The sequence below is a fragment of the Synechococcus sp. PCC 6312 genome (assembly GCF_000316685.1).
GTDB lineage: Bacteria > Cyanobacteriota > Cyanobacteriia > Thermosynechococcales > Thermosynechococcaceae > Pseudocalidococcus.
Map to the genome: position 1 here is coordinate 899317 of NC_019680.1, position 23175 is coordinate 922491.

26 protein-coding genes, 1 tRNA gene and 1 pseudogene are annotated in these 23175 nt (G+C 48.5%); 19 read left to right on the top strand and 9 right to left on the bottom strand.

Translation table 11 applies throughout. The annotated features are described in order from the left end of the window. Nucleotides 1–4: 4 nt before the first annotated feature. Nucleotides 5–2032, top strand: coding sequence for a protease Lon-related BREX system protein BrxL (brxL, locus tag SYN6312_RS04415; protein WP_015123661.1), 2028 nt, complete (start codon nucleotides 5–7; stop codon nucleotides 2030–2032). Here the strand turns inward: brxL and SYN6312_RS04420 are convergent. After that, nucleotides 2007–2315, bottom strand: a complete 309-nt coding sequence (locus SYN6312_RS04420) for a hypothetical protein (RefSeq protein WP_041430590.1) — start codon at nucleotides 2313–2315, stop codon at nucleotides 2007–2009. The two genes, brxL and SYN6312_RS04420, sit on opposite strands and share 26 nt — an antisense overlap. Nucleotides 2316–2362: 47 nt before the next feature. On the opposite strand from SYN6312_RS04420, the gene SYN6312_RS04425 reads away from it, so the two are divergent. The 4 genes from SYN6312_RS04425 to SYN6312_RS04440 all read left to right on the top strand — a co-directional run bounded on the left by SYN6312_RS04425 (nucleotide 2363) and on the right by SYN6312_RS04440 (nucleotide 6755). Then, nucleotides 2363–4585 (top strand): ATP-dependent RecD-like DNA helicase, encoded by a 2223-nt coding sequence (locus tag SYN6312_RS04425; protein WP_015123662.1) that lies wholly within the window; start codon nucleotides 2363–2365, stop codon nucleotides 4583–4585. A 628-nt stretch (nucleotides 4586–5213) separates the two neighbouring features. Then, a complete protein-coding gene (locus SYN6312_RS04430; protein ID WP_015123663.1) occupies nucleotides 5214–5624 on the top strand; it encodes a hypothetical protein in 411 nt (136 codons plus the stop codon). A gap of 238 nt (nucleotides 5625–5862) precedes the next feature. Then, on the top strand, nucleotides 5863–6345 hold the full coding sequence (locus SYN6312_RS04435; protein WP_156804929.1) for a hypothetical protein: 483 nt from the start codon (nucleotides 5863–5865) through the stop codon (nucleotides 6343–6345). A 104-nt stretch (nucleotides 6346–6449) separates the two neighbouring features. Further along, entirely contained in the window at nucleotides 6450–6755 is a 306-nt protein-coding gene (locus SYN6312_RS04440; protein WP_015123665.1) for a hypothetical protein, read from the top strand. Between the two features lie 236 nt (nucleotides 6756–6991). Here SYN6312_RS04440 and SYN6312_RS04445 read toward each other — a convergent pair. After that, nucleotides 6992–7065: transfer RNA gene (locus SYN6312_RS04445), tRNA-Val, on the bottom strand. A 55-nt stretch (nucleotides 7066–7120) separates the two neighbouring features. Continuing rightward, nucleotides 7121–8167 (bottom strand): tRNA (adenosine(37)-N6)-threonylcarbamoyltransferase complex transferase subunit TsaD, encoded by a 1047-nt coding sequence (gene tsaD, locus SYN6312_RS04450; RefSeq protein WP_015123666.1) that lies wholly within the window; start codon nucleotides 8165–8167, stop codon nucleotides 7121–7123. A 151-nt stretch (nucleotides 8168–8318) separates the two neighbouring features. Here tsaD and SYN6312_RS04455 point away from each other — a divergent pair, with 151 nt between their 5' ends. The 6 genes and pseudogenes from SYN6312_RS04455 (at nucleotide 8319) to SYN6312_RS04475 (ending at nucleotide 11520) form a co-directional block, all read left to right on the top strand. Further along, a complete protein-coding gene (locus SYN6312_RS04455) occupies nucleotides 8319–8813 on the top strand; it encodes a photosystem I reaction centre subunit III (RefSeq protein WP_015123667.1) in 495 nt (164 codons plus the stop codon). 36 nt (nucleotides 8814–8849) lie between these two features. Further along, the gene (gene psaJ / locus SYN6312_RS04460) at nucleotides 8850–8981 is read left to right on the top strand and encodes a photosystem I reaction center subunit IX (RefSeq protein WP_015123668.1); all 132 of its coding nucleotides are present in this window, start codon (nucleotides 8850–8852) and stop codon (nucleotides 8979–8981) included. Nucleotides 8982–9320: 339 nt separating this feature from the next. Next, complete coding sequence (locus tag SYN6312_RS04465; protein ID WP_015123669.1) at nucleotides 9321–9563, top strand: type II toxin-antitoxin system Phd/YefM family antitoxin; 243 nt, start codon at nucleotides 9321–9323, stop codon at nucleotides 9561–9563. A gap of 55 nt (nucleotides 9564–9618) precedes the next feature. Then, nucleotides 9619–9830 (top strand): annotated as a pseudogene (locus tag SYN6312_RS18705) (Txe/YoeB family addiction module toxin). Between the two features lie 42 nt (nucleotides 9831–9872). Beyond that, nucleotides 9873–11102 carry a lipid-A-disaccharide synthase-related protein gene (locus tag SYN6312_RS04470; protein ID WP_015123670.1) on the top strand — a complete coding sequence of 410 codons (1230 nt, stop codon included), beginning with the start codon at nucleotides 9873–9875 and terminating at the stop codon, nucleotides 11100–11102. Between the two features lie 172 nt (nucleotides 11103–11274). After that, nucleotides 11275–11520, top strand: coding sequence for an RNA-binding protein (locus tag SYN6312_RS04475; protein WP_015123671.1), 246 nt, complete (start codon nucleotides 11275–11277; stop codon nucleotides 11518–11520). A 67-nt stretch (nucleotides 11521–11587) separates the two neighbouring features. On the opposite strand, the gene ribH is transcribed toward SYN6312_RS04475, so the two are convergent. Together ribH and psbZ are read right to left on the bottom strand one after the other, a co-directional pair. Then, on the bottom strand, nucleotides 11588–12133 hold the full coding sequence (gene ribH / locus SYN6312_RS04480; protein ID WP_015123672.1) for a 6,7-dimethyl-8-ribityllumazine synthase: 546 nt from the start codon (nucleotides 12131–12133) through the stop codon (nucleotides 11588–11590). A gap of 6 nt (nucleotides 12134–12139) precedes the next feature. Then, nucleotides 12140–12328 (bottom strand): photosystem II reaction center protein PsbZ, encoded by a 189-nt coding sequence (gene psbZ, locus SYN6312_RS04485; RefSeq protein ID WP_015123673.1) that lies wholly within the window; start codon nucleotides 12326–12328, stop codon nucleotides 12140–12142. Nucleotides 12329–12500: 172 nt separating this feature from the next. On the opposite strand from psbZ, the gene aroC reads away from it, so the two are divergent. From aroC to SYN6312_RS04505, 5 genes are all read left to right on the top strand, one after another. Further along, entirely contained in the window at nucleotides 12501–13607 is a 1107-nt protein-coding gene (gene aroC / locus SYN6312_RS04490) for a chorismate synthase (RefSeq protein ID WP_015123674.1), read from the top strand. Between the two features lie 52 nt (nucleotides 13608–13659). Beyond that, complete coding sequence (locus tag SYN6312_RS20935; protein WP_371257391.1) at nucleotides 13660–13794, top strand: DUF29 family protein; 135 nt, start codon at nucleotides 13660–13662, stop codon at nucleotides 13792–13794. A 42-nt stretch (nucleotides 13795–13836) separates the two neighbouring features. Continuing rightward, nucleotides 13837–14010, top strand: a complete 174-nt coding sequence (locus tag SYN6312_RS18715) for a hypothetical protein (RefSeq protein WP_216594179.1) — start codon at nucleotides 13837–13839, stop codon at nucleotides 14008–14010. 333 nt (nucleotides 14011–14343) lie between these two features. Further along, complete coding sequence (locus SYN6312_RS04500) at nucleotides 14344–14940, top strand: chromophore lyase CpcT/CpeT (protein WP_041431125.1); 597 nt, start codon at nucleotides 14344–14346, stop codon at nucleotides 14938–14940. Between the two features lie 126 nt (nucleotides 14941–15066). Further along, nucleotides 15067–15387: an MgPME-cyclase complex family protein gene (locus SYN6312_RS04505; RefSeq protein WP_015123676.1), complete on the top strand. Its 321-nt coding sequence runs from the start codon at nucleotides 15067–15069 to the stop codon at nucleotides 15385–15387. A gap of 8 nt (nucleotides 15388–15395) precedes the next feature. On the opposite strand, the gene SYN6312_RS04510 is transcribed toward SYN6312_RS04505, so the two are convergent. After that, the gene (locus tag SYN6312_RS04510) at nucleotides 15396–16583 is read right to left on the bottom strand and encodes a DUF58 domain-containing protein (protein WP_015123677.1); all 1188 of its coding nucleotides are present in this window, start codon (nucleotides 16581–16583) and stop codon (nucleotides 15396–15398) included. A gap of 183 nt (nucleotides 16584–16766) precedes the next feature. Between SYN6312_RS04510 and SYN6312_RS04515 the strand changes: the two genes are divergently transcribed. From SYN6312_RS04515 to SYN6312_RS04525, 3 genes are read left to right on the top strand one after another with little or no spacing between them, the layout of a single operon-like run. Continuing rightward, nucleotides 16767–19085: an ATP-dependent helicase gene (locus SYN6312_RS04515; RefSeq protein ID WP_015123678.1), complete on the top strand. Its 2319-nt coding sequence runs from the start codon at nucleotides 16767–16769 to the stop codon at nucleotides 19083–19085. Between the two features lie 20 nt (nucleotides 19086–19105). Then, entirely contained in the window at nucleotides 19106–19888 is a 783-nt protein-coding gene (locus tag SYN6312_RS04520) for a hypothetical protein (RefSeq protein ID WP_015123679.1), read from the top strand. Nucleotides 19889–19918: 30 nt separating this feature from the next. Further along, a complete protein-coding gene (locus SYN6312_RS04525; RefSeq protein ID WP_015123680.1) occupies nucleotides 19919–20323 on the top strand; it encodes a hypothetical protein in 405 nt (134 codons plus the stop codon). Between the two features lie 127 nt (nucleotides 20324–20450). Here SYN6312_RS04525 and SYN6312_RS04530 read toward each other — a convergent pair whose 3' ends face one another. The 3 genes from SYN6312_RS04530 to SYN6312_RS04540 all read right to left on the bottom strand — a co-directional run bounded on the left by SYN6312_RS04530 (nucleotide 20451) and on the right by SYN6312_RS04540 (nucleotide 23142). Next, the gene (locus SYN6312_RS04530; protein WP_015123681.1) at nucleotides 20451–20996 is read right to left on the bottom strand and encodes a DUF2854 domain-containing protein; all 546 of its coding nucleotides are present in this window, start codon (nucleotides 20994–20996) and stop codon (nucleotides 20451–20453) included. A 60-nt stretch (nucleotides 20997–21056) separates the two neighbouring features. Next, a complete protein-coding gene (locus SYN6312_RS04535; RefSeq protein ID WP_015123682.1) occupies nucleotides 21057–21548 on the bottom strand; it encodes a YajQ family cyclic di-GMP-binding protein in 492 nt (163 codons plus the stop codon). Nucleotides 21549–21951: 403 nt separating this feature from the next. Continuing rightward, nucleotides 21952–23142, bottom strand: coding sequence for an FAD-dependent oxidoreductase (locus SYN6312_RS04540; protein ID WP_015123683.1), 1191 nt, complete (start codon nucleotides 23140–23142; stop codon nucleotides 21952–21954). Nucleotides 23143–23175: the final 33 nt, after the last annotated feature.

The following is a 23175-nucleotide window of genomic DNA, read 5'->3' on the forward strand; positions in this document are numbered from 1 at the left end:
AACTGTGTCTGAGCTAGATCGTAAAGTAGCATCTGTATTTGCAGGCAAGGTAGTTCGCAAGGACTTGGTTCGTAAGGTAAAAGTCGGAGCAAATATCCCTGTCTTTGTACTTGAGTATTTGCTGGGAAAATATTGCGCTACGGATGACCCTGTAGCGATTGAAGCCGGGTTAAAAGTTGTGAATAACACTTTATCATCTAACTTTGTCCGACCCGATGAATCTAACAAAGCACAATCGATGGTCAAAGATAAGGGAAGATATACCTTAATCGATAAAGTGCAGGTACGTTACCTCTCTGAAGATGACAAACATTGGGCTGAACTGAAGAACTTTGGCCATAAGTTCGTCCATATCCCTGAACATTACTTGCGGGACTACGACCGCTTACTGATGGGGGGAGTTTGGGCACAACTGGATATTCGGCACCAGTACGACGAGGAGCAAAAGGGCAAACGCAGCCCCTTTTGGATTGACAACCTCAAGCCGATTCAACTAGCCACATTTGATCTTGATGATTACCGTTCTTGCAGAGCAGAGTTCACCTCTGAAGAGTGGATTGACCTTCTGCTTCGTAGTATTGGACTGGAGCCGTCGCACTTTGATAAACGGAGTAAGCTACTATTCCTTGCAAGGTTAATACCTTTATGCGAGCAGAATTTTAACCTAGTAGAACTGGGCCCCCGAGGAACGGGCAAAAGTTATGGGTATCAGGAATTGACTCCTTACTCCATTCTTCTTACTGGCCCTACAACAGCGGCTAACCTCTTCTACAACATAGCTAGTGGCAAGATGGGTCTAGTTGGTATTTGGGATGCGGTAGCTTTTGACGAGGTGGCTGATCTACAAAAAATGCCTAAAGAAGTGGTTACCACATTGAAGACCTACTGCGAGTCTGGCACTTTTGCCCGTGGCAAAGATTCGCTTTCAGGTATGGCATCGATAGCAATGTTTGGTAACACTAATCAACCCGTCGATGTCATGGTTCGGTCATCACACCTGTTTATGCCAATGCCCGAAGTAATCAGGGAAGATATGGCATTCCTCGACCGCATTCACTTCTACATTCCGGGTTGGGAACTCCCAAAAATGCGCATGGAGTTCTTCACAAATAGCTATGGCTTTGTAGTCGATTATTTAGCAGAGGCCTTAAGGGAACTCCGCAAGCACAATTTTACCGAGATAATCGACCGCTATTTTTCACTTGGATCCCACTTAAATGCTCGAGATGTCAAAGCGGTACGAAAATCAGTATCAGGGTTAATTAAGTTGATTTATCCCCACGGAGAAGTGCCCAAGAGTGAGCTAGGCGAACTTCTGGAATTAGCAATTGAAGGTCGACGACGAGTGAAAGAACAACTTAAAAAAATGGGTTCATTTGAGTACCACCAAACATCCTTCTCTTATATAAATGGAGAAACCTGTGAGGAGCGATTTGTTGGGGTTCCTGAACAGGGGGGGCGGGATATGATTGCTACTGATCCGCTCGCGCCTGGCTCCGTCTATACTGCTTCCGTTGATGACCAAGGTAAGGTGGGACTATACCGCTTTGAAGTTGGCTGCTCTCCTGGAACGGGGAAGTTAAAGCTGTCAGGAGGGATAGAAGGTTTGATGAAAGAATCTCTCCAGAGAGCTTTTGCCTACTTACAAAGCCAGAAAGGAAAGATAGGCATCGGGCAGCAGTTTGATACTACTGATTTTTATGTTGAAGCCATAGATCTATTAAGCAACCATATTCCCTGTGAAGCAGGAATTGCTTTGGTGGTGGCAATCTATTCGGCCCTCAAAAAGCAATCAGTCTTGGCGAGTCTAGTCGTTCTTGGTGACTTGAGCATTCAAGGAAATATTAAAGCAGTACGAACACTTGTCGAACCATTACAGGTAAGCATGGATAATGGGGCGCGTCGAGCATTAGTTCCCCTTGAGAATAAGCGTAATTTTCTAGAAGTAGCCGGTGAGATTATGGAGAGGGTTGACCCAATATTTTTCTCAGATCCGATGACCGCAGCTATGAAAGCTTTAGGGATGAGCTAAGTAAAACATTCAAAGAATTAAACTCATCTTTTTGGCGATCAGGATACCTGTGCGGAATGGTCAACCCTGTCAGTACCGCCTTCCAGGTAATACTGAACCGCCGAATGTCTAATGCCCCGCCCTGATGCCCAGGAAAGACTAAGGCACTGGGTTTAGGATGCTCCAGTTCCTGACCCCAGAATTTCGCCTTGGCAAAGGGTTCTTTGTACTGCTTTTCCAGGGCAGCCCGAATCGTAGGCATCAACGGCAGCCAGTTCACTTCGCCTGTCTTGGTTTGCTTCACAATAGGGCGTTCTTATCCTTGATCGGAAAATAGGACTAAGTTGTTCAGTGGTTGTCGTCACCCGCAACCATCACGGTATGGCCTCCCCAACAGTCGAAGAAATCCAAGGCACAGTAGAGCGAGTTACCTTTCACTCACCGGATAGTGGGTACACCATAGCTCGGCTCGATGTGAAGGGGTATCAAGAGCTAGTCACTATCATTGGCAGCTTTCCACAACTTCAGGCAGGAACCACCATCCGACTCTGGGGGCAGTGGCGAGAGTATCCCAAGTACGGCTCCCAACTCCAGGTGCAACGATATGAAGAACTGAAGCCCGCCACCCTCAACGGCATCGAAAAATATTTGGGCAGTGGCTTGATTAAGGGAGTTGGACAGAAAACCGCTCGCAAAATCGTCAACCACTTCGGGCTAGAAACCCTAGAAATCATTGAAAGTCAAGTTGACCGATTAATTGAAGTCCCTGGCCTGGGTGAAAGACGGGTCAAGCAAATCCAAGGGGCCTGGAATGACCAGCGGACAATTCGAGATGTCATGGTTTTCTTACAGGGCCATGGGGTGAGTCCCACCCATGCCGTCAAAATCTTCAAGCAGTATGGGGAGCAGTCAGTCACGGTCGTCACTGACAACCCCTATCGGCTGGCGACCGACATCTACGGCATTGGCTTTGTCACCGCTGATGCCATTGCCCGCAAGATTGGGATTACCCCGAACAGCGAGTATCGCTACCAGGCCGGGATTCGTCATGTCTTAGATACGGCGGGAGAAGACGGGCATTGCTTCTTACCCCTCAGCCAACTTGTCAGCACCGTGATTGAACGCCTCACCCTGGATGACCACGTTCCTAAGGCAGACCAGGTTGAATTTCTGCTCAATGAAATGGTCAGAGGGAAACAGATCATGCGAGCCGAGGTGAACGGAGAAGGAGTCTATTATGCGCCCCCCTTCTACCGAGCCGAGATGGGATTAGCCAAAGCGATTCAAGCCTTGACTGCCAGCAGCGTCAGTGTGGATATGGAACGAGTCGATAACTGGCTGAGGCGATACAGCGAGCGGGTGGGACTGCCCCTGGCCCCGAAGCAACTCGAAGCGGTGCGCCAAGCCGTGAGTCAACGACTACTTATCCTCACAGGTGGGCCAGGCACAGGTAAAACCTTCACCACCCGCACGATTGCCACCCTCTGGCGGGCCATGGGCAAAAAGGTATTACTCGCTTCCCCCACGGGACGGGCCGCCCAACGTCTGAGTGAAGTCACCGGACAAGAGGCGATTACGTTGCACCGGCTCCTAGAGTTTTCGCCCAAGAGCATGCAGTTCCAACGGAATGAGGATAACCCCTTAGAGGCTGATGCCGTCATTGTGGATGAGGTCTCGATGTTAGACCTGTTCTTGGCCTACAGCTTGATGCGAGCCATTCCCTTAACAGTCCAAGTCCTTCTAGTTGGGGATGCAGACCAACTACCCAGCGTGGGAGCAGGAGCCGTCTTACGAGATTTGATTAACTCTCAAGCCGTACCAGTCGTCCGACTGACTGAAGTCTTCCGTCAGGCCCAGACCAGTGCCATTGTCACGGAAGCCCACCGGATCAACCAGGGGCAGTATCCTAAGCTGGAGCCGATGTCAGATACGCCAGAGTCAGACTGCCTGTGGCATGGGGCAGAAGAAGCCGAGCAAGGCGTGATTGCCATCACCAGCATCGTCTCGGAGTTTATCCCCACCCTGGGCTTTGACCCCAGACGAGATGTGCAAGTTCTCTGCCCAATGACCCGCAGTGTTGTGGGTACTCGCAACCTCAATGCTGTACTTCAGTCGGTGCTGAACCCGTCAGACCTAACGAAGCCTGCACTTCAACGGGGCGGGCAAATCTTACGGGTTGGCGACCGAGTCTTGCAGCGAGTGAATGACTATGACCGTGACGTATTCAACGGCGACCTGGGCTGGATTGAGGCGATTGACCCGGAGGAACAAGAAACCACCGTCTGCTTTGGTAATCGTTCTGTCACCTATGACTGGGCAGACCTCGATGAAATTACCTTGGCCTGGCCCTGCACGATCCACAAGTCCCAAGGGAGTGAGTTTCCGGTTGTGATTCTGCCGATGTATATGCAGCACTATCTGATGCTCTCCCGCAACTTGCTTTACACAGGACTGACCAGGGCCAGGAAGCTGGCGATCTTAGTTGGCCCCAAAAAAGCAATCGGGCTGGCAGTCCGAGAAACGAAAGACAAGCTCCGGTTTACTCGCCTCAAGGAATTACTGATAACACCTTAAACATGAGGGATGCCTAATTTGTCGCTGACTTTTGGAGGAAAGCTACCTTTTACGACCCATATCTTGCAGATTTTAGGACGTTTTATCCATGCACTTGATACCCAAAACTTCTCAAATGTAACGCTTCTTGAATATAAAAATAGGGACTCCCGACAGCTTAATGAGCTTTGTTACTAGAATGTCCTATTTTTTTATGATTAGTAGCAAAATCTAATCTCAGCAGACCTGTAAGATTAGTCCTCAGTTCATATCGCCTCTCACGGAAGGTTTAGGACAATTACGACACTCAATAACTCAGCCTTAAACACTTCCTATCATGTTCACCCCTAAGACGTTATGAGTGAGACTATGTGGCGTTCTTAGCTAATAAGAACTCCTCACACCACGGATTTATGGTGAAGGACACAGCTTGCAACTACAGTTAGCAAGAATTGCTACGCCTAAGCAGTCAGACGATAAGGCTCGAATCTCAATAGAAGAATGAGACAAACAAGAGCTACTTCAGACATCCCAAAGCCCTGAACCAGAAGACTTTTGGATAAATTTTCGATATTTTGCTTTCTACGTACATATTTGGCTTTTAATATGCTTCGATAAAAGTATATATAACTCCTTGGGAGGAATTGCTATGACTCAAAATAAGCAAGTAGGCAGTGGAGAGATTCACGCTGTCATCAACGGGCGGAAGTTACTGACGCATCGAGAAGCATTCAAGCAGACGATTGAGTTCTATAACATTCCGCAAGCGGAAATCTGTCAGCGGGTCACGTTCTTGAATATGTACGGCCATGGTCGTGTAATGGACTCAGCCCAGCTTTCTCGGTGGCTACAAGGTAAACGGGACATGGAGGTTACGACTCTTGAAACACTAGAGCTAACTTTGGCGTTTCCCGATCAGCCTCATGCCTACCTCTACTACCGTCAGCTTCGGGGAGAGGCGGATCTTTCCATCTTGGTGAGTACCGTCTTGAAAACTGCAAGTTTGAAAATGTCGGTGGTTGGCCCTCAACGGCTTCGGAAGCGGAGGCGGCATCCCTAGGGGTTTGCTTCTGTCCCAGGTGGTAAGGTGAAACCGTTTTAGTTCCCGATTTCAAACGGAGGGGAATGTCAGACTCCATGCTGGACTTCCCCTTTTATGCTTCAGGTCATTGTTATTATGTTGGCCGGCTAATCACCGCTGACGAGCATCAGGCAGGAACAAGGTGGGGAATCCAGATAAAATCTGAGTAGAATTTATATTTACCTACTTCTGTTTCGACAAAATGACGAGCAAGACCGTGACTTCGACTCATGCCTTTGCAATCCTAGCTCCTGTACCTGAAATGCACCTAGCTTCTGGGTTAGAGGCTGTTTCAATACAACTTGATGCTGACTTGAAGCCAAAGATAGCCTTTGGTAGCAACGCCTTTGAGGTTTTCAGGGAAGTTGACAAGTTAAGGGATGGCAAGTTAGTTGATGTCTTCATCTATGCCTCACATTCCCAGGAAGATCAGTCCTTAGACCGGATGGTGACGTGGAAGGCCACCTATATCGGTCATGTTGAGTCACGGCGGGGACACTACCCAGGTAATAAAAAGTACCGCCCAGAGTCAACGAAGACTGACTCACCACAATGGGCCATCTTTTGGGAGGTCGAAGGACTAGAGAAACTAAGAACTTCAATTCCGATTGGAACCCTGATGGGGCTGAACTCTACAAGGCTTTATGCCCCCCAGTTTGCTCCAGAGGGGCCTGTTCTCATCGAACATCCCATGCCGTAGTTACCCAGATTAACAATAACGAGTAACTCAGACTACAAGAACCACCGATTGCGGTTAACCGCAATCCAACTTAAGCTATATGGATCAAGAAAAGGAAAAATATTATGGAAGGGAGCATTATTGTCACCGACCGTCATCGGGCAATGGTCAAAGAGGCTATGGAATACCTGATGGACGAGCCGATCAGTGATGCCGAGGTAGAGCGGTTAGCCTACTCGTATGTCAAGTCGGATAAGCCCGATGAGAGCTATTTCAAAGACGTTGACACCCTGATCTGGGTGATGGGTCATGTGGAATTTACGCCCAGTGAAGAAGCGAAGAAAGAATATATTGACCGTCAGGCTCAGGTCTTGGGTGAAGACAGCCAGACGGTGAAGGATTTGCGGTCTGGCAAGTCGTTCATCCCCTAAGCCAAATTGCGGTTAACCGCAATCGACTCTTGATATACAGATTAAATTTGTGGAGTGAATATTCTAGTTTGTTCACCGAATATTCAACATAGGGATGAAAGTTTAGGCAAACGCTGATAGAGCCAGTCGAAATACACCTTACTCGTACCTACACCCATAGTTCATTAGCTATTTCTAGCTATAGAATGCGTGCAAGTTACGTGCAAGACAGAATCAGGGAAACCCTGAAACCCTTATGGACACAACTGGACTCGAACCAGTGACCCCCACGATGTCAACGTGGTGCTCTAACCAACTGAGCTATGCGTCCAACTTTATAAGTTTATCTCGAGATTAGGCCCAACGACAAACAAATCTTAACCAGATCAACTAGCTGAGTACAGAGAGTTAACTTGAGTCAACGCTAGACGAGACTGACTGCTCAGATTTAACCCAGAGACTTGATTGTTTTGGTAGTGTTCAGCCGCTGCTGCTGCAATCATCGCTGCATTATCTGTACAGAGCGCTAAAGGGGGAAAGGTAACGTCCAGACCATGAACCGTGGTTGCCGCCATCAATTGCATCCGCAGTTCTGAGTTTGCCGCAACTCCACCCCCAATCACAATTTGCCCCAGGCCCCGATCTAGCGCTGCCTTAATCACCCGTTTTGTTAATGCCCGAGCCACAGTTGCTTGAAAACTGGCCGCCAAGTCAGCCGTTGGTAATGAACCGTTCTCGTCCTGAAGTTTTGTCATTAAGCGGGCCATGGCAGTTTTCAGACCACTAAAACTGGTGTCATAGGGATGAATTTTGCCCTCTGGGGTAGATACATTCCCTTCTGGAAGAACAAAGGCCTGTGAATTACCCTCTTGGGCAACTCGATCGATCGCTGGCCCACCCGGATAACCCAACTGCAAAAGGCGCGCCACCTTATCAAACGCCTCCCCTGCTGCATCATCCCGCGTTTGTCCAAGAATTTCATACTCGCCACAGCCATAGACGTGAATCAAGCTGGTATGCCCCCCGGAAACTAAGAGACATAAGAAGGGTGGCTCCAGGCCTGGGTTCGCCAAATAAGAAGCGTAAATATGACCCTCAAGATGATGCACCCCAATCAAGGGTTTGTGATGGACAAGGGCTAAAGTTTTGGCAGCCATCACCCCAATCAGCAAAGAACCCACCAGGCCGGGCGCGCAGGTGACCCCAATCCCATCAAGTTCTGCCCAAGTCAATCCGGCCTTATCGAGGGCTTCTTCAATGACGAGGTTGATGGTTTCTAAATGGCAGCGCGAGGCCACCTCTGGTACAACTCCCCCATAGGGTTGATGGGCAAGGACTTGAGATGCGACCACATTGCTGAGAATGTAACGATTGTTTACGACAGCTGCTGCAGTTTCATCACAACTCGTTTCAATTCCTAAAATAATCGCCATTAGCTGCTAAGGTTCTAAACAGTTATTGCCTCAGAGTAAACTCATTGGCAGAGAATTACGGGCTGAAATTGATATAGCCGTTCCCTTTGTCAAGTCTAACCGTTACTTTGATGCACCCCATGTTCTGTATTGAATTGAGGAAAACAATTTCATGCGCCGATTGTTTGCCCTTGTGCTGGTTCTTTGCCTCTGGATTGGCTTTACTCCGATTGCGTCTGCTGATGTCGCTGGTTTAGTGCCGTGCAAAGATTCACCGGCCTTCCAAAAACGGGCCGCGACTGCCCGCAACACCACCGCTGATCCCACCTCTGGGCAGCAACGTTTTGAACGCTATAGCCAGGCCCTGTGTGGCGAAGACGGCTTACCCCATTTAATCGTTGATGGTCGGTTAGATCGGGCCGGTGACTTTTTAATTCCCAGTGCTCTGTTCTTGTATATCGCCGGTTGGATTGGCTGGGTTGGTCGGGCTTATCTGATTGCAGCCCGGAAGAGTGGAGAAGCAACTCAAAAAGAAATCGTTATTGATGTCCCTTTAGCAATCAAATGCATGTTACCCGGTGTTCTCTGGCCCCTCTTGGCCGTCAAAGAACTCTTGTCTGGGGAACTAACTGCGGCTGATAGCGACATTACGGTTTCTCCTCGTTAATTCCTCACGTATTCCGACTATAAAGGACAAACACCCATGCAAGTGAAATATTTACTTACCTATCTTTCCACAGCTCCAGTGTTGGCTGCTGTTTGGATGGCATTTACCGCTGGCTTGTTAATTGAATTTAATCGCTTTTTCCCGGATTTACTGTTTCATCCCCTTTAAGTATCCAGGGTGTAGTCATCGAAGACAATTTAGCCTAATCTTTTTTGCTCTTTGATAGACTTGTCCATTGCTTAGTGAGAATCGTAAATCAAGATCACTTAATTGTTGTTGTCTCAGGGTGGAACTTAATTTCTACCCTTTTTTAATATCTTAATTTATAGTCATTTGTACCAAAACTGAGACATTCAAACATTCTATTCAAACGGGTTTCAAGTATTTTCCTGTTTCATTCCTAAGTGAAATGACTATATCCTTCATCACGTGATTATTCTATATAATTAATCTATAAATGCCCTCTCGGTCGAGAAAGAACAAATTGTGACTGCAAGAACAAAAAAGATGTCTAACTTATCTTTAGTTGATGCCCAGACCAACCTACCTGAATTGATTGATCAGATTGCTCAGTCCCAGGAAACACTCGTTATTTCAGGAGAAATCGGCAATGCTGTGTTGATTTCGGCAGATTATTGGCAAGCCATTCAAGAAACAATTTACCTACTCTCCATCCCACAATTAGGACAGTCAATCCAGGATGGCCTCTTAACTCCTGTCAGTGAGTGCAGTCAGACTTTGGAGTGGTAAGGTGTCTGAGTGGAGACTTGTCTATACAAAGCAGGCTTAAAAAGATGCCAAGAAAATTGCAGCAAGTCATTTGAAAAAAATGTTTGTGAGTTACTAAATATCATTAAAGAGAATCCATTTCAGAGTCCACCTCGGTATGAAAAATTAGCTGGTGACCTGGTTGGAGCATATTCACGCAGAATTAATATTCAACACCGCTTAATCTATCAAGTACTTGAATCCGAGAAGATTATTAAAGCTATAAGAATGTGGACACATTATGAATAAGAATAACTCTCTACTGTAGTCAGTCGGAGGCAGGGTAAGTCTGTGGTTCGCTTATTGTGTTTGAGTAATGGTCATGGTGAAGACCTGAATACGGGATTGATTTTAGATGCTCTCCAAGAACTAGCTCCAGATGTTGAAATATTAGCAATGCCCATTGCCGGAGCCGGAACAGCCTATCAAGCCCGAAAAATTCCCATTATTGGGCCAACTCAAACCATGCCATCAGGAGGAATTTTTTATATGAATCCTCTCTTTTTTCTGCGGGATATTGTTTCGGGTTTAATTCTGCTGACGTGGCGACAACTCCAGGCCACCCTAAAGGCTGCGCCTACCTGTGAGTTGATTCTAGCTACGGGGGATATTGTGGTCTTGGGTTTGGCCTGGTTGACGGGGCGACCGTTTTGCGGGTTTATTGTCTCAACGTCTAGCTATTATGAAGGACATCTGAAAATTCCCGTCTTGGCCTGGGCTTGCTTGCGTTCTCAGCGTTGTCAAGCAATTTATACCCGCGATGCCTTTACCGCCAAGGAATTACAAAGCAAAGGAATTACAAAAGCTAAATTCTTGGGGTATCCGATTATGGATGCGATTCAACCCCAGAGCCTAGTCGTTACCCGTGAGGATCATGCCAGCAATCAACCCCTTATTGCCCTCTTTCCGGGAAGTCGTGTCCCAGAAGCGGCTCATAATTTGAAACAACTATTGAGTTTATGTTTTGGTGTAGGCAGCATAACTCCGGCTCAGTTTTTAGTCGCTTTAGTTGCGGTACTAACCCCGAAAATGCTGGAGGAGATCAGTCAACTTGAAGGATGGCATCTACAGTTCGATCTAAAGAATCTCCACCATCTGACGCTCTCTAAAAGCAACGTGACAGTTCATTGCTACTACCAGGCCTTTGCCGATATTCTCCAATCCTGTGACCTCATTTGGGGGATGGCGGGGACAGCCGTTGAACAAGCAGTTGGCCTGGGGAAACCTGTGTTACAAATTCCTGGGCCTGGGCCTCAATTCACGTATCGCTTTGCTGAGGCTCAAAACCGACTTCTTGGTTTCTCTGTCCAAACCCTAGCTCCAAATTTAGACCGGGATGAGCAAATTAAGCAGGTCGGGGCCTGGGTCAAAGCAACCTGGAATAACCCCACCTATCTCCAGGCCTGTCAGGTGAATGGGCGAGAACGAGTCGGTCACTCTGGGGGGAGCCAGGCCATTGCCCGAGATTTACTGCAACAGCTTAGAAAACTAGAGCGATCCAGGCCGTTTCAGCAGGGGTGAACTCCGTCCCGCACAAGCTATCGTCTCTAAGATTTTATAGTTAAGAATAAATTAAGAATCAATGATCTTAAACTAAAACTCTGTTCCAAGAAACTGATTTTGTAGCATGGAACGCATGGTAATCAAAGTGGTCAAGCTATGATCTTCTTCAAGGATGCTTCTGGTCTGGGCTATGACTCTTTATGTAGGCAATTTATCATACGATGCAACCGAAGAAAACTTACGGGAAATCTTTGCCAAGCACGGTACGGTTAAGCGGGTTGTTCTACCTGTCGATCGGGAAACTGGAAAGCGGCGCGGATTTGCCTTTGTAGAACTCGCAGCCGATGCGGAAGAAGAAGCCGCTATTGCCGAATTTGACGGGGCGATGTGGTTAGGACGGACGCTGAAAGTTAACAAGGCTAAGCCTCGGCAATAAATTCCCACCGCTTAATTGGGATATATCTCCTAACAACTCTCTCGCACCGGGCCGTCAATCCCTTGGTCTAGCTAGAGGGTAATTGGGGCGCGTGTTCCCGATTGGGGGGTAAATTTGCCGTCGTTCCAGCCAGTCCCTGTTGGAGTTGTTTCATTAAGCTGGCCATTTCCAAGGCATTCAGGGCATAATCCCAGCCTTTATTGCTCTTAATTCCAGCCCGCTCTAGGGCCTGCTGCATCGTATCCGCCGTCAAAATCCCATAAATAATTGGAACCCCGGTTTGCATACTGGCCGTGGCAATCCCTTTGGTGACTTCTGCCGCAACATAATCAAAGTGGGGGGTTTGCCCGCGAATCACGGCTCCCAAGCAAATGACGGCGGCATATCTGCGACTAGCTGCGGTTTGGGCTGCAACGAGGGGCACTTCAAAACTTCCCGGAACCCAAATGTAGTCCACCTGAGTCCCATTTGGATCTGGATCGACCCCATGCCGCCGTAAACAATCCTGACAGCCTTCCAATAACTTGGCACTGATTAGATCATTAAACCGGGCAATAATAATGGCAAACCGAGAGCCACTAAGTTGATGGAATGTCCCCTCAAAAACAGCCATGAACGCTTAAACCACTAAAAAGTTAAGGGCACCGACCAAAAGCACTAAAACAATCCAGGCCCCGGAGCCAATGTAGAGTAACTGTTTAGACCGATCCCAATCTTGAGGTGAAGCATAGGCTACCGGCACACCCACCACCATGACAAAGGACAAAATGACTAACGCCGCTAAAGCCAGTTGAAACAAAATAGACATAATTATAACTCCGTCAATCTCCTAAACTTCGGTAGCAATAAAACCAGCGGTATCCAAGGGGATGGGGAATCTAACCCAAATTGGCTAGAACCTGTTAAGCATTATCCCTCAATCTGAGAAGCTAGAAAAGCACAATATTCCAGTCATTTATCCTGACGCATCTTTATCTATCATGGGCAACACCTTTGGACATCTATTTCGGATCACCACCTTTGGCGAATCACACGGGGGAGGGGTTGGTGTTGTCATAGATGGCTGTCCACCAAAACTAGCCCTAGATGTGACTGATATTCAGTTTGAGTTAGATCGCCGCCGCCCCGGCCAGAGCCGGATTACCACCCCGCGCCAAGAAGCCGATACCTGTGAAATTCTCTCCGGTGTTTTTCAAGGGCAAACCCTGGGAACCCCGATTACGATCCTGGTACGCAATAAAGATACAAGGGCCCAGGACTATGCCGAGATGGCCCAAGTGTACCGTCCTTCCCATGCCGATGCTACCTATGACGCAAAATATGGGATTCGCAACTGGCAGGGGGGTGGCCGGTCTTCGGCGCGGGAAACCATTGGTCGGGTGGCGGCGGGGGCGATTGCCAAGAAAATTCTCAAACAAGTCGCTGGCGTAGAAGTTTTGGCCTATGTTTGCCGGATTAGAGAGTTAGAAGCCCACATTGATCCGGCCACGGTGACCCTGGAGCAAATTGAAAGTAATATCCTCCGTTGCCCAGATGCCAATGCGGCCGCGAAAATGATTGCTCTGATTGATGAAATTCGGCGGCAGGCTAATTCCGTGGGGGGGGTGATTGAATGTGTGGCGCGTCATGTTCCGCGGGGCCTGGGTGAACCCGTCTTTGACAAGTTAGAAGCGGATTTAGCCAAGGCTGTGATGTCACTCCCTGCCACTAAAGGGTTTGAAATTGGCTCAGGATTTGCGGGAACGTTGTTGACAGGCCTGGAACATAACGATGAGTTTTATACCGATCCAGAGGGCAATATTCGGACTACCACTAATCGCTCTGGGGGGATACAAGGGGGTATTTCTAACGGTGAAAATATCATTATCCGGGTTGCTTTTAAGCCTACAGCGACTATCGGTAAACCTCAAAACACCGTCAACCAGGCCGGGGAAGCAACGGTTTTAGCCGCTAAAGGTCGTCATGATCCCTGTGTTTTGCCGCGGGCTGTCCCAATGGTAGAAGCGATGGTGGCATTGGTTTTGTGTGATCATCTGCTACGAGATCAGGCCCAATGTCATATTCTCTCTTCCAATCCAGTTGACTAGGCTAAAATCAGGTTACTTCCAGATAGTTGTGTGAAAATTCAGCATATTAGAAATCCATCAAGAAATCTATGATGATGCTCGACAAATTACCAGCTTAAAGACTGGCTTAGACATAGAAATATTTCCGCAAGTTTCTATTGCAACAATTGAGCAAGTGTTAGATGAAAGTTGGTTGCTTGATTACTAAAGTCCTTGTTGGGGATATAAGGTCTGAGTTGATTCCCTGGGTGTGGTTAATGTCATTCGGTTTATTCAACATTTCAGGCCTGGCTGTGGAAACTACACCAAAGACCGCTATGAACGGCGTGACAAACCTTCCATGAATGATTTTCTGACTGAAATGCGGAATCACAAAGAAGCTGACGATCAAAATAATATGAATATTGATGAAATTATCCAATAGTCGCTACAGATCATCACCAAGACAGCTCAATTTTTATGGCCACATTTTTGATTGAACGGCATCAGGATCAATCGTAGAGTTTGAAGGATTTCAGCCACAGTTTCTTAGGTTAAGAGCTTAATTTCCTCAACCGTTAAATCTTTGACTTCTACATGGTTAGGATGGGATGCAGACCCTTATATCTATGACACCATTAAAAGCGACCATATAAGATGACAAGGCGATATTGGAGGTAGTAAGACAGGCTATATTCATTGGGTAGATTCTCCTGTAGGCTGGATCATAAAGTCCATGAATTCCAGGCCCAAAAGTCGCTCCACCGCAATTTTTCCTATGTCCCATGCTACTGATGTTCTGACCTTAGCCCGCTGGATGGCCGCTGATTTTAGTAACCAGGCCCAGGCCTTTGAAAACCCACCCTTTTTTGCTCACATTCGGGTTTGTATGCGCCCCTTGCCCAAAGGAGTCGTCCCTGGCCTGGGGTTATATGTCGAACAAGCCTATGACTATTTACTCTCTGTGCCCTATCGGGTGCGGGTTTTAGAGTTGTTGGTGAGGTCGGATCAGATTGCGATTAAGAACTACACCCTCAAGGATGAGAAAAAATTCTACGGAGCCGCCCGCAATCCCCATCGTCTCCAAGAGCTAACAGAAGTTGATTTAGAGCTTTTGCCGGGCTGTAACATGATCGTGGCCTGGACAGGGACAGGGTTTCAGGGGCAAGTCGAACCGGGCAAGGCCTGTACTGTAATTCGCAAAGGGAAAACCACCTACTTAGACAGCACCTTTGAGATCGATGCTGAAAAATTCATTAGCCATGACCGGGGTCGGGATCCGCAAACCGATGAGCATATTTGGGGTTCTGTAGCTGGGCCGTTTTATTTTACCCGTACCGAAAGCTTTGCCGCTGAGATTCCCAATTCACTCTAGGCTAATGGTGCTGATGTCTGAGAGTTGAGGGTTTCTCTGGATTTCCCAGGCCTTGGTAGCATAGGAAAGCGCAGATATTCAGCTTTTGAGATTCGCCCACCTTAACTAAAGTTCTTTGACTAACCTATGCAGACCTACTATTATGTCCTCGCCAGTCGTAAATTTCTCGTCGAGGAAGAACCTTTAGAAGAAGTGTTGAAGGAACGGCGGCGGCATTATCAAGAAACAGGGAAAGAAATTGACTTTTGGCTGGTGTCAGAACCCGCATTTTTAACTGCTCCTGAGTTATCTCCCCAGCGCAATCAATGCCCCCAACCCGCCGCAGCCATTATTTCTACTAATCCCCAATTTATTCAGTGGTTGAAGCTACGTTTGGAGTTTGTGATCACCGGAGAGTTCCAGGCCCCCAGTGCCACCATTCCTGATCCGATTGCGACTGCCTCATAACCCGTTGCTTAAAGGGAACTAACCCAAGCATTCTCTAGTTGACGTTCCAGTTGGGGCTGGAGGGGTAATCCGGGGTTAATGAGTCGGCCGGGAGTTAGCTGATTCATCGGGAGGTTATTGATTCCCTCGACTGGATCCAGGCCAGGCCAAAGCAACCAACTACTGCCTGGGGATAACTGAGATAAGCTGGCCGCATTAGTGGTGAGCCAAAGAATTGGAGTCTGGACAGAAGGGGGGGAGCCGGGGCGGATAGACTGGGGTTGAATGGCGGCTAAGGCCCGGAGAATGGCGGTTTCGTTCCTCAAATGCTCCACATCCCCCAGGGAAAGCTCAACGGGAATATTTTGTTTACGAGCATAGAAATAAATAGCCGCCGCCGCCATGACGGCCTGTTCAAATTCATCGGGAATCCAGGCCCTGCTGACATCCAGGCCAACCATCACTGCTATACCACCACTCAAGGCATCCAACTCTCGCACCCGTAATTCCCCATACCTGGCACTCGTCCGCCAATGCACCAAGCGCAGAGCATCTCCCCAACGATAGGGCCGGAGGGAACGGGTTAAGCCTTCCGTGGCCAATTGCCGTTGATATTGACGGTCAACCCAGCGTTGGGAGGTTTCTTGACCCAGTTGATCCAAAAGCGGACAGGTCTGCAGGGGTAAAACAATCGGATAAACTACGGCTGTTGCTGGCACATCCCAGGCCCGCTGACACCAAAATAAACCCAGGGGGGCCGCCGTGCGGAGAGTTACTTTTTCCCAATGATAAATGCCGCGCCGGGTCGGAGTTATTTTGTGGACATAGCGACTCTGGGTTTGGGTGGGCAAGTCGGCAATGACATGGGGCGGTGGGGTTTGACTGGCCAGGCCTGGGGGCAGATGATCCTCAAGGGTGATCAGGGCGCGCGGGGTTTGGCTGGGATTAGAGAGTTCTAGCTCTAGGGTGAGGGCATCCCCAACACTGACGGGTCGGATCGGCAAGCGCGTGATCACCAGGCCCCGAATCATTCCTACGGGTGTTAATGCCCCGACCATCAGCAAGGCCAGCATAATCCCAGTGATCACATAGAGCCAGCCGGACATCGAATTGACTGCCGCCCCAAAGAAGAACAAGGCCAGGCCGCCCAGCAGTAATGCCCCAAAGGCCGGAGTCACCCATTGCTGCTCTAACCACCGATTCAAACGTTGAATCATCTCCGCGCCATTCCCATCGCCAACCGCTATCCTTTACGTTACTCTAAGTGGATTTTGATAACTCGGGGCCGGAGAGGACTAGATTTCGCTTTCAAAATATAAAAAGAGACTTTTCGGATCAATCGCCCGATATATGGCTGGCAGATTTAAGATAGACGTGATCCTTGTACCCGGCCCCTGATCATGGTGAATACATTAGTCACTCCTGTGCCGAGTTTAGGGGAATTGGAGCTTGGCCTGGCCAAACTGCGGCACACTCTCCGACCGGGGCAGCGGGAATTAGCAAATTGGTTAGATGGCCCCTTGGCTGTTTCAGCGGTTCCGGGAGCGGGAAAATCCCACGGGATGGCCATTGGAGCCGTGATGACCTTGGCCCAGGCCCAACTCCATCGTCAAAAGCAACTGGTGATTGTCACCTTTACCCGCTCGGCCACAGCGAATATTAAGAGTCGAATTCGCCAGCATCTCAATAATTTGGGCCTACCTCGCTATGGTTTTTCGGTGCAAACTCTCCATGGTCTAGCCCTGAACATTGCTGCTAGTAACATCCGCCACGGCCTGGATTTATCCCAAGCAACTCTGATTACTGATGTCCAGAAAAGTCGGATTTTGCGGCGGTGTGCCCAAGAGTGGCAGCAGGATAACCCCCAGGCCTGGCAGATCTTATTAGATGGCCAAGCGACTGAATACGAGGAAACAGAACTGATCCGCCGCCGGACGACCCTTTTGAGTGAAGTCTTACCCAAACTCGCCCAAACCAGTATTGCCGCGGCAAAAAGTTCTAACCTGAGTCCGGCAGATTTGGCTAACCTGGCCGCCGGCCATCCCGATGCCTACCCCATTTTAGAAATTGCCGCCGACCTCTATGGCCGTTATCAAACCCATCTCAGCGCGCGCGGACTCATTGACTATGATGAAATGATTTTAGCTGCCTTACGGGTGCTAGAGGATCCCGAGTCCCGCAGCCACTGGCAAACTCAAGTTTATGGGGTTTTTGAAGATGAAGCCCAGGATTCCACCCCCCTGCAAACGGAACTTCTCAAAATCCTAGCCACAGACCCGCTTGATCCCGATCTGGTGAATCTTGTCCGGGTGGGGGATCCAAACCAGGCCATCAACTCCACCTTTACCCCGGCTGACCCGATCTTCTTTGCCCAATTCTGCCAGGCCTGTGCGGATCAATCCCGATTCTTTACGATGAGCCAGGCCGGTCGCTCTAGTCAGATCATTATTGACGCCGCAAACTATCTCGTAGCCTGGGCCAATGGGACACAAGTGGCTGGGCCAGAATTGCCGTTTCAACCCCAGAAAATTGAGCTAGTTTCTCCCGCCGACCCCCAACCCGATGCCAATCCACCTGCGACCGGCCGGGGCCTGGAAATTTACGCGCCCAGAGATGTGATCCATACGGTGGCCTTGATTGGGGCACGGGTGGGACAACTGCTAACGGAAAATCCCCAGGCCAATGCCGCTGTCTTGGTGCGGGAAAATAAGCAGGGGCGATTTGTGACCGATGTTCTAGCCCAGCCGGAAAAGTTTGGCTTAAAAACCAATTTGGCAGGCCTGGGGATTACGGTTTACGACACAGGCAGCGAGGCCCGGCGTTCCCATGTTCCGGCTGAACTGCTGAATATTCTCCTCTTTTTGCATCGCCCCCATTCCCCTGGCTATTTCAAAGCAGCCCTGGATATTTTCACTGAACGTCAACTCATCCGCCGCCAAGATTGGAATGCTCTCGTCAGTCAACCGGAATTATTTTTATTTCCCAGTCCAATCGATCCTGGCCCCCAACCCGATGAACAAGCCGCCCAACAACTCTGTCAAAATCTCCTCCAGGCCCGTTTGAACCTAGCCCTCTATCCCCTGATTGCCTATGTGGCCAATGTGCTCCAATACGACCCAACCGAACTGGCCACCGCTGATAAGTTAATTAGCCAATTGGCACAACAGGCCGGCGGACAACAAACTTGGACCAGAATTAGCCCAATTTGGCAGGAGATTGTCAGTGAAGAAAAATTTGATGCGGTGGAGCTAGGGGATCCCGACAGTAACTTGATTCGACCACGGCAATTAACGATTATGACCATGCACAAAGCCAAGGGCCTGGATTGGGATTATGTCTTTCTGCCGTTTTTGCATGACACCGTCATTCCGGGTAATCCTTGGGTTCCGGGTTCGCTCAAGTTTCTCGGTCATGCCAACCTAGAGGAAGTGGCGCGGGCCCAAATTCGCAGTGCCGTTCACCAACGCCCAATTCTAGATATTAACGGGGCCTGGGAACAGGCTAATCAGCTCAAAACCGCCGAAGCCTATCGTTTACTCTATGTGGCGATGACCCGGGCCAAACGTTTGTTATGGATGTCAGCGGCAATCAATGGCCCCTTCAGTTGGGCAAGTTTTAATTGGCATCAAAGCTATAAATTCGATCTGAAAAAACCTTGTCCTGCCCTGGATCCCCTCCGCAAGCAATTTCCCCAATCACAAATGTCCATTACCTATTAGTCTGTTTGCCTGCCATCATCATGCCCACACCTCAATCAGTCCCAAACATTCAAAGCACAAAAGAGCTCTTTGATTATTGGTATCACAAAGTTATCTTTCGCAATCATGATTTAATTGAATCTGATCATCATTTGCCTGCCTATGAAATCCGTCACGAATGCACAAATTATGATAGTTTGCTTAAGTTACCAGAAGTTGAAACACTGACGGGACTGGAACGAGATCGAGTTTACGCTATCATCAAGTATCAATGCACTAGCAAGGTTCTTCAACGCCGAGCCAGCTATTTTCGTCAAAAGTCTGTAGAAATTCGTCATGAACTCGATCAACTGAATCATCAAAATCAGGAAAACAAGAATTGGATTGAACAACTCAGACGGCTTTTGTTCAGCAAAGATATTGAAATTAAACAACTTAAGGCACAGATTGCTTTGTTAGAAGCTGAAAAAGAAGTTCTCCAGGCCGAAAGTGATCAATCAAGTGCCTATGCAGAACTGTTAAAAGAAGTAGAAACACTCAGAAAGAAGTTTGAAAAGGAGAAAAAACGACGTGAGGAACTTGGAAAGAATAACCAAAGTTTAGGCGGCCGAGTAGCTCATACGGAGCGGTATAAGCGAGAACGTAATGAAGCCAGAGAGCAAGTAACTAAGCTAGAACAAATTAATCGGGCGTTACAAAATGAACTCAATCAGCTTAGGGGGGTACCTTTGCGCTCAGAACCCAATAAATCTCAACGCAGAGTGAAAAAATCTCCCCTCGCCACATCCGAGCTAGAGAGGGACACCCAAGCCAATGGCCAATGACATCTTTATAGACCTGACGCAGTTAACGTGATGAAACTTTCTGAACTTAAACAACTAGTTTATGACCAGGCCCAGGCCAGAACCCCGAAGGAACTTAAAGCCCAATACCCCAGCCTAAGATCCCTCGACTTTCGCCGCAAACAGGCCTGGCAAACCGCCTTAAAGTTACTCTCCCCCTTATCCAAACCAGCGGAACCGAATCTCAGCTACGAAGAGTGGCGCGCCAATCCACCCCCAGAATATCGGGAATTGTTTGCCAACCTTGATGCCACCACCCAGGCCTTTGACCAACACTATGCCACTGCCCAAGCCTTAAATGCAGAGTTAATCAATATAGCTGATGAGTTAGAGTCCCTCAGTTCAGAATTGGAGACCGAGGCTAAAACCTGGCCAAATCAGCCCCCCAAGCCACCCAAACATGACCCGGCCCATTAGGCTGTAATATAGCGTTACCCATGAGGGTCTGGTGATGAGCAAGCAGGAAAGCATCGAATCGTAACACATTTAGCATTCTATTTGTCCTAAGCTGCCTGTGTAACGCTACATCTCCTGAACCAAAAGGTTAGGCCTGGGCAATTAAAGCCACTTCCACCCGTTCGGCCTGGGGTTGAGTTAATTGAATGGCAATATTGGGGCCAAAAAACTTGGTGATCTTATCGTGCTTCTGCTGCCAAACCTCAAACTCAATCGCCGAGGAATCAAATTCTAGAATTAAGGCATAGGCTCCATGGATCAGTTCTTCCCGGATTGCCGCCAGGATCGGCCGCTCATCATCGGAAGGACTTAACCCCAACGCATTCAGAGAACTATCCAAATGGGCATCTTGACCGTAACGATAGCGGGTGACATCTTTCCGGATTTGGGTTTGGATCGGCGTGGCCTGGGTCTCTCGCAAGGCCAGGACATCTGGGGCCGTGGGTTGACTGTAGGGGACGGGTTGCAGTTCAGCCGCTTTTAAGGCCAGGCCCCCCAACAATAAGGGAACGCCATAGAAAAATCCTGCCAAGTTTAAGGTGGCATTACCCGTACCATAGGCAATAAATCCAATCACGGTCAAAATGGAACCCACCACCAGGCCCAGCGTACTTAAGGAAAACCGACCAAACATGAAGACCTCTCCCCACCGGGACTCTGAGATTTGCTCATACCAGCCACTAAGGGCCTAACATTAACGATAGTTTACAAACTGTAAGGCGGCTGGATAATCCTCTTCCCTAAGCCGTTGAATCACCCCCTGCAAATCATCCTTAGATTTGGCCACAACCCGGACTGCATCCCCTTGAATACTCGGCTGTACCTTTTTAAATTCTGTCCGAATTAACTTACTAATCTCCTTGGCCAACTCCGAACTTAGCCCCCGCCGCAGTTGGATATCTTGATGAACACGCCCCCCCGCTGCTGGATCAATGGGGCCATAGTCAAAAATCTTTAAGGATAAGTTGCGTTTAGCAGCCTTGGTTTGCAGGATTGTAGTAACCGCATCTAGAGTAAATTCACTGTCGGTATTAATGGTAATTGTCTCTGCGCCCAACTCTACGATAGTTTTTGTGTCTTTGAGATCGTAGCGGCTTTTAATTTCTCGAACTGTTTGATCCACGGCATTCACTAACTCCTGTCGATCAAAGTCGCTGACAATATCAAAGGAAAAACTACTGGCCATATTGATTCCTAACGGGAGTATCCAAGATTTTAGTATCAAGCAACACAAAGATAACCATTATAAAGCAATCTGTCCTCAATTACGAGAATATTATGTGCTGAAAGTCTAGGATAATCTCCGCTTTTGCCTCGGTTTGTTAGTATTGGGCGGCTCCTCAATCAGAATAGTGAGATTGTTTAGATCATCTAATGACTATTGCAACTACAAATGGCTATGTTAACCATCCAGAGTCAGAGAGCATAGAGCGACCAGAGGGAGAATTTCTGATGTTAGCACCAGGGGATAGGGTTTAATTTAGTTTTTAGCCAGCGGGCGAGATGATTTAAGTGGGTTGACTCCCCGCCGATGAATCCTTTGACCAGGCCGGGTTGCCGTTAGAAAATAATGTGATAAAAACGAATCCTTAGTTTTCTGGCTGGACAGGCCAAAGGCCATAACTGAGAACGTGGGCCAATAGTTGCTTCACCAAGGGCAATTTGAGCAGCAAGGGCAGCCTAACGCTTTGGCCAGGTTGGAGGGCAGGGGAGATAATTTGTTTTTGAATTACCGCTTGAAGGGTTTGAATTAGACGCACGGGGAGAAACCGCTGTTTTTGGATGGCCCCTAAGTCTTGGGTGGTAATCTGCCCAGATTTTAGGGGTTGAGTCAGGTATTTAGCACAGGCCATCGCATCTTGAATGGCGTAGTTAATCCCCACCCCTGCTACGGGAGACATGACATGGGCCGCATCCCCAATTAAAACCAGGCCTGGGACATACCACTGTTTTAAGTAACTGGACTCAACGGCTAAAAAGGCAATATCCGACCAATTTTGTAAATCCTTTAAGCGGGCTCCAGCCAGTTCGGGGGCCAGTTGGTTAACGACATCATGAACCGCCCTAATCCCCTGATGTCGGAGGGCCTGATAGCTACCCTTAGGAATAGTTAAGCCCAGTTGCCAGTGATCCAGCCGCTCTAAAACCACTAGCATTTTGCCGCCACCTGTGCGAATTTCCACGCCAATCGCCTCATCCCCGGCCAGACGCGGTACCCGGAACCAAAGCACATCCATCGGCGGAGAACTAACAAGCGGTTGCAGGCCCAATAACTGCCGGACTTGGGAAAACCGTCCATCCGCCGCCACGGTTAACAACGCTGTGATCTCATGACTCTGACCGGCCTGGCGATACTTCACCCCCTGAACCACTCCATCAGTTTGAATGAGTTCTTGCACATTAGCCCCTAATTCAAGGTGAAAGTTGGGATAGGCTCGGGCTTTTTGGATCAGAAAATCTAAGACCGTGGCCTGGGGAATCATCACCACAAAAGGGAACTGGGTCTTTAAATTGCGGAAACTAACCACCTCAATGGTGTGACCAGGGGTTTGCAAGGCGAGATGATCCAGCTTGCTATGGGGATGCTGCAACAATTCTGTCGCCAGGCCCAGGTGATCAAGCAGTTCCAGGGTGGGTGGATGAAGCGTATCCCCGCGAAAATCGCGGTCAAAGTCCCGTTGCTTTTCTAGGAGCGTCACATCTATTCCTTGGCGGGCCAAAAGTAAACTGAGAATTACCCCAGCCGGCCCACCGCCAACAATGCAGCAATCAGTTTTCATCACAGAACCTATACCAGCTTTATTCTAGTTAGG

Bases quoted from the DNA above. Each gene is read 5' to 3' on its own strand.
- psaJ (WP_015123668.1), top strand. From the start codon at position 8,850: ATGCAAGTGAAATATTTACTTACCTATCTTTCCACAGCTCCAGTGTTG.
- SYN6312_RS04525 (WP_015123680.1), top strand. From the start codon at position 19,919: ATGAAACTTTCTGAACTTAAACAACTAGTTTATGACCAGGCCCAGGCC.
- tsaD (WP_015123666.1), bottom strand. From the start codon at position 8,167: ATGGCGATTATTTTAGGAATTGAAACGAGTTGTGATGAAACTGCAGCA.
- SYN6312_RS04520 (WP_015123679.1), top strand. From the start codon at position 19,106: ATGCCCACACCTCAATCAGTCCCAAACATTCAAAGCACAAAAGAGCTC.
- SYN6312_RS04500 (WP_041431125.1), top strand. From the start codon at position 14,344: ATGTCCCATGCTACTGATGTTCTGACCTTAGCCCGCTGGATGGCCGCT.
- SYN6312_RS04505 (WP_015123676.1), top strand. From the start codon at position 15,067: ATGCAGACCTACTATTATGTCCTCGCCAGTCGTAAATTTCTCGTCGAG.
- aroC (WP_015123674.1), top strand. From the start codon at position 12,501: ATGGGCAACACCTTTGGACATCTATTTCGGATCACCACCTTTGGCGAA.
- SYN6312_RS04475 (WP_015123671.1), top strand. From the start codon at position 11,275: ATGACTCTTTATGTAGGCAATTTATCATACGATGCAACCGAAGAAAAC.
- SYN6312_RS04510 (WP_015123677.1), bottom strand. From the start codon at position 16,583: ATGATTCAACGTTTGAATCGGTGGTTAGAGCAGCAATGGGTGACTCCG.
- SYN6312_RS04455 (WP_015123667.1), top strand. From the start codon at position 8,319: ATGCGCCGATTGTTTGCCCTTGTGCTGGTTCTTTGCCTCTGGATTGGC.
- SYN6312_RS04535 (WP_015123682.1), bottom strand. From the start codon at position 21,548: ATGGCCAGTAGTTTTTCCTTTGATATTGTCAGCGACTTTGATCGACAG.
- SYN6312_RS04515 (WP_015123678.1), top strand. From the start codon at position 16,767: ATGGTGAATACATTAGTCACTCCTGTGCCGAGTTTAGGGGAATTGGAG.
- SYN6312_RS04440 (WP_015123665.1), top strand. From the start codon at position 6,450: ATGGAAGGGAGCATTATTGTCACCGACCGTCATCGGGCAATGGTCAAA.
- SYN6312_RS04430 (WP_015123663.1), top strand. From the start codon at position 5,214: ATGACTCAAAATAAGCAAGTAGGCAGTGGAGAGATTCACGCTGTCATC.
- SYN6312_RS04540 (WP_015123683.1), bottom strand. From the start codon at position 23,142: ATGAAAACTGATTGCTGCATTGTTGGCGGTGGGCCGGCTGGGGTAATT.
- ribH (WP_015123672.1), bottom strand. From the start codon at position 12,133: ATGGCTGTTTTTGAGGGGACATTCCATCAACTTAGTGGCTCTCGGTTT.
- psbZ (WP_015123673.1), bottom strand. From the start codon at position 12,328: ATGTCTATTTTGTTTCAACTGGCTTTAGCGGCGTTAGTCATTTTGTCC.
- SYN6312_RS04530 (WP_015123681.1), bottom strand. From the start codon at position 20,996: ATGTTTGGTCGGTTTTCCTTAAGTACGCTGGGCCTGGTGGTGGGTTCC.
- SYN6312_RS04465 (WP_015123669.1), top strand. From the start codon at position 9,321: ATGTCTAACTTATCTTTAGTTGATGCCCAGACCAACCTACCTGAATTG.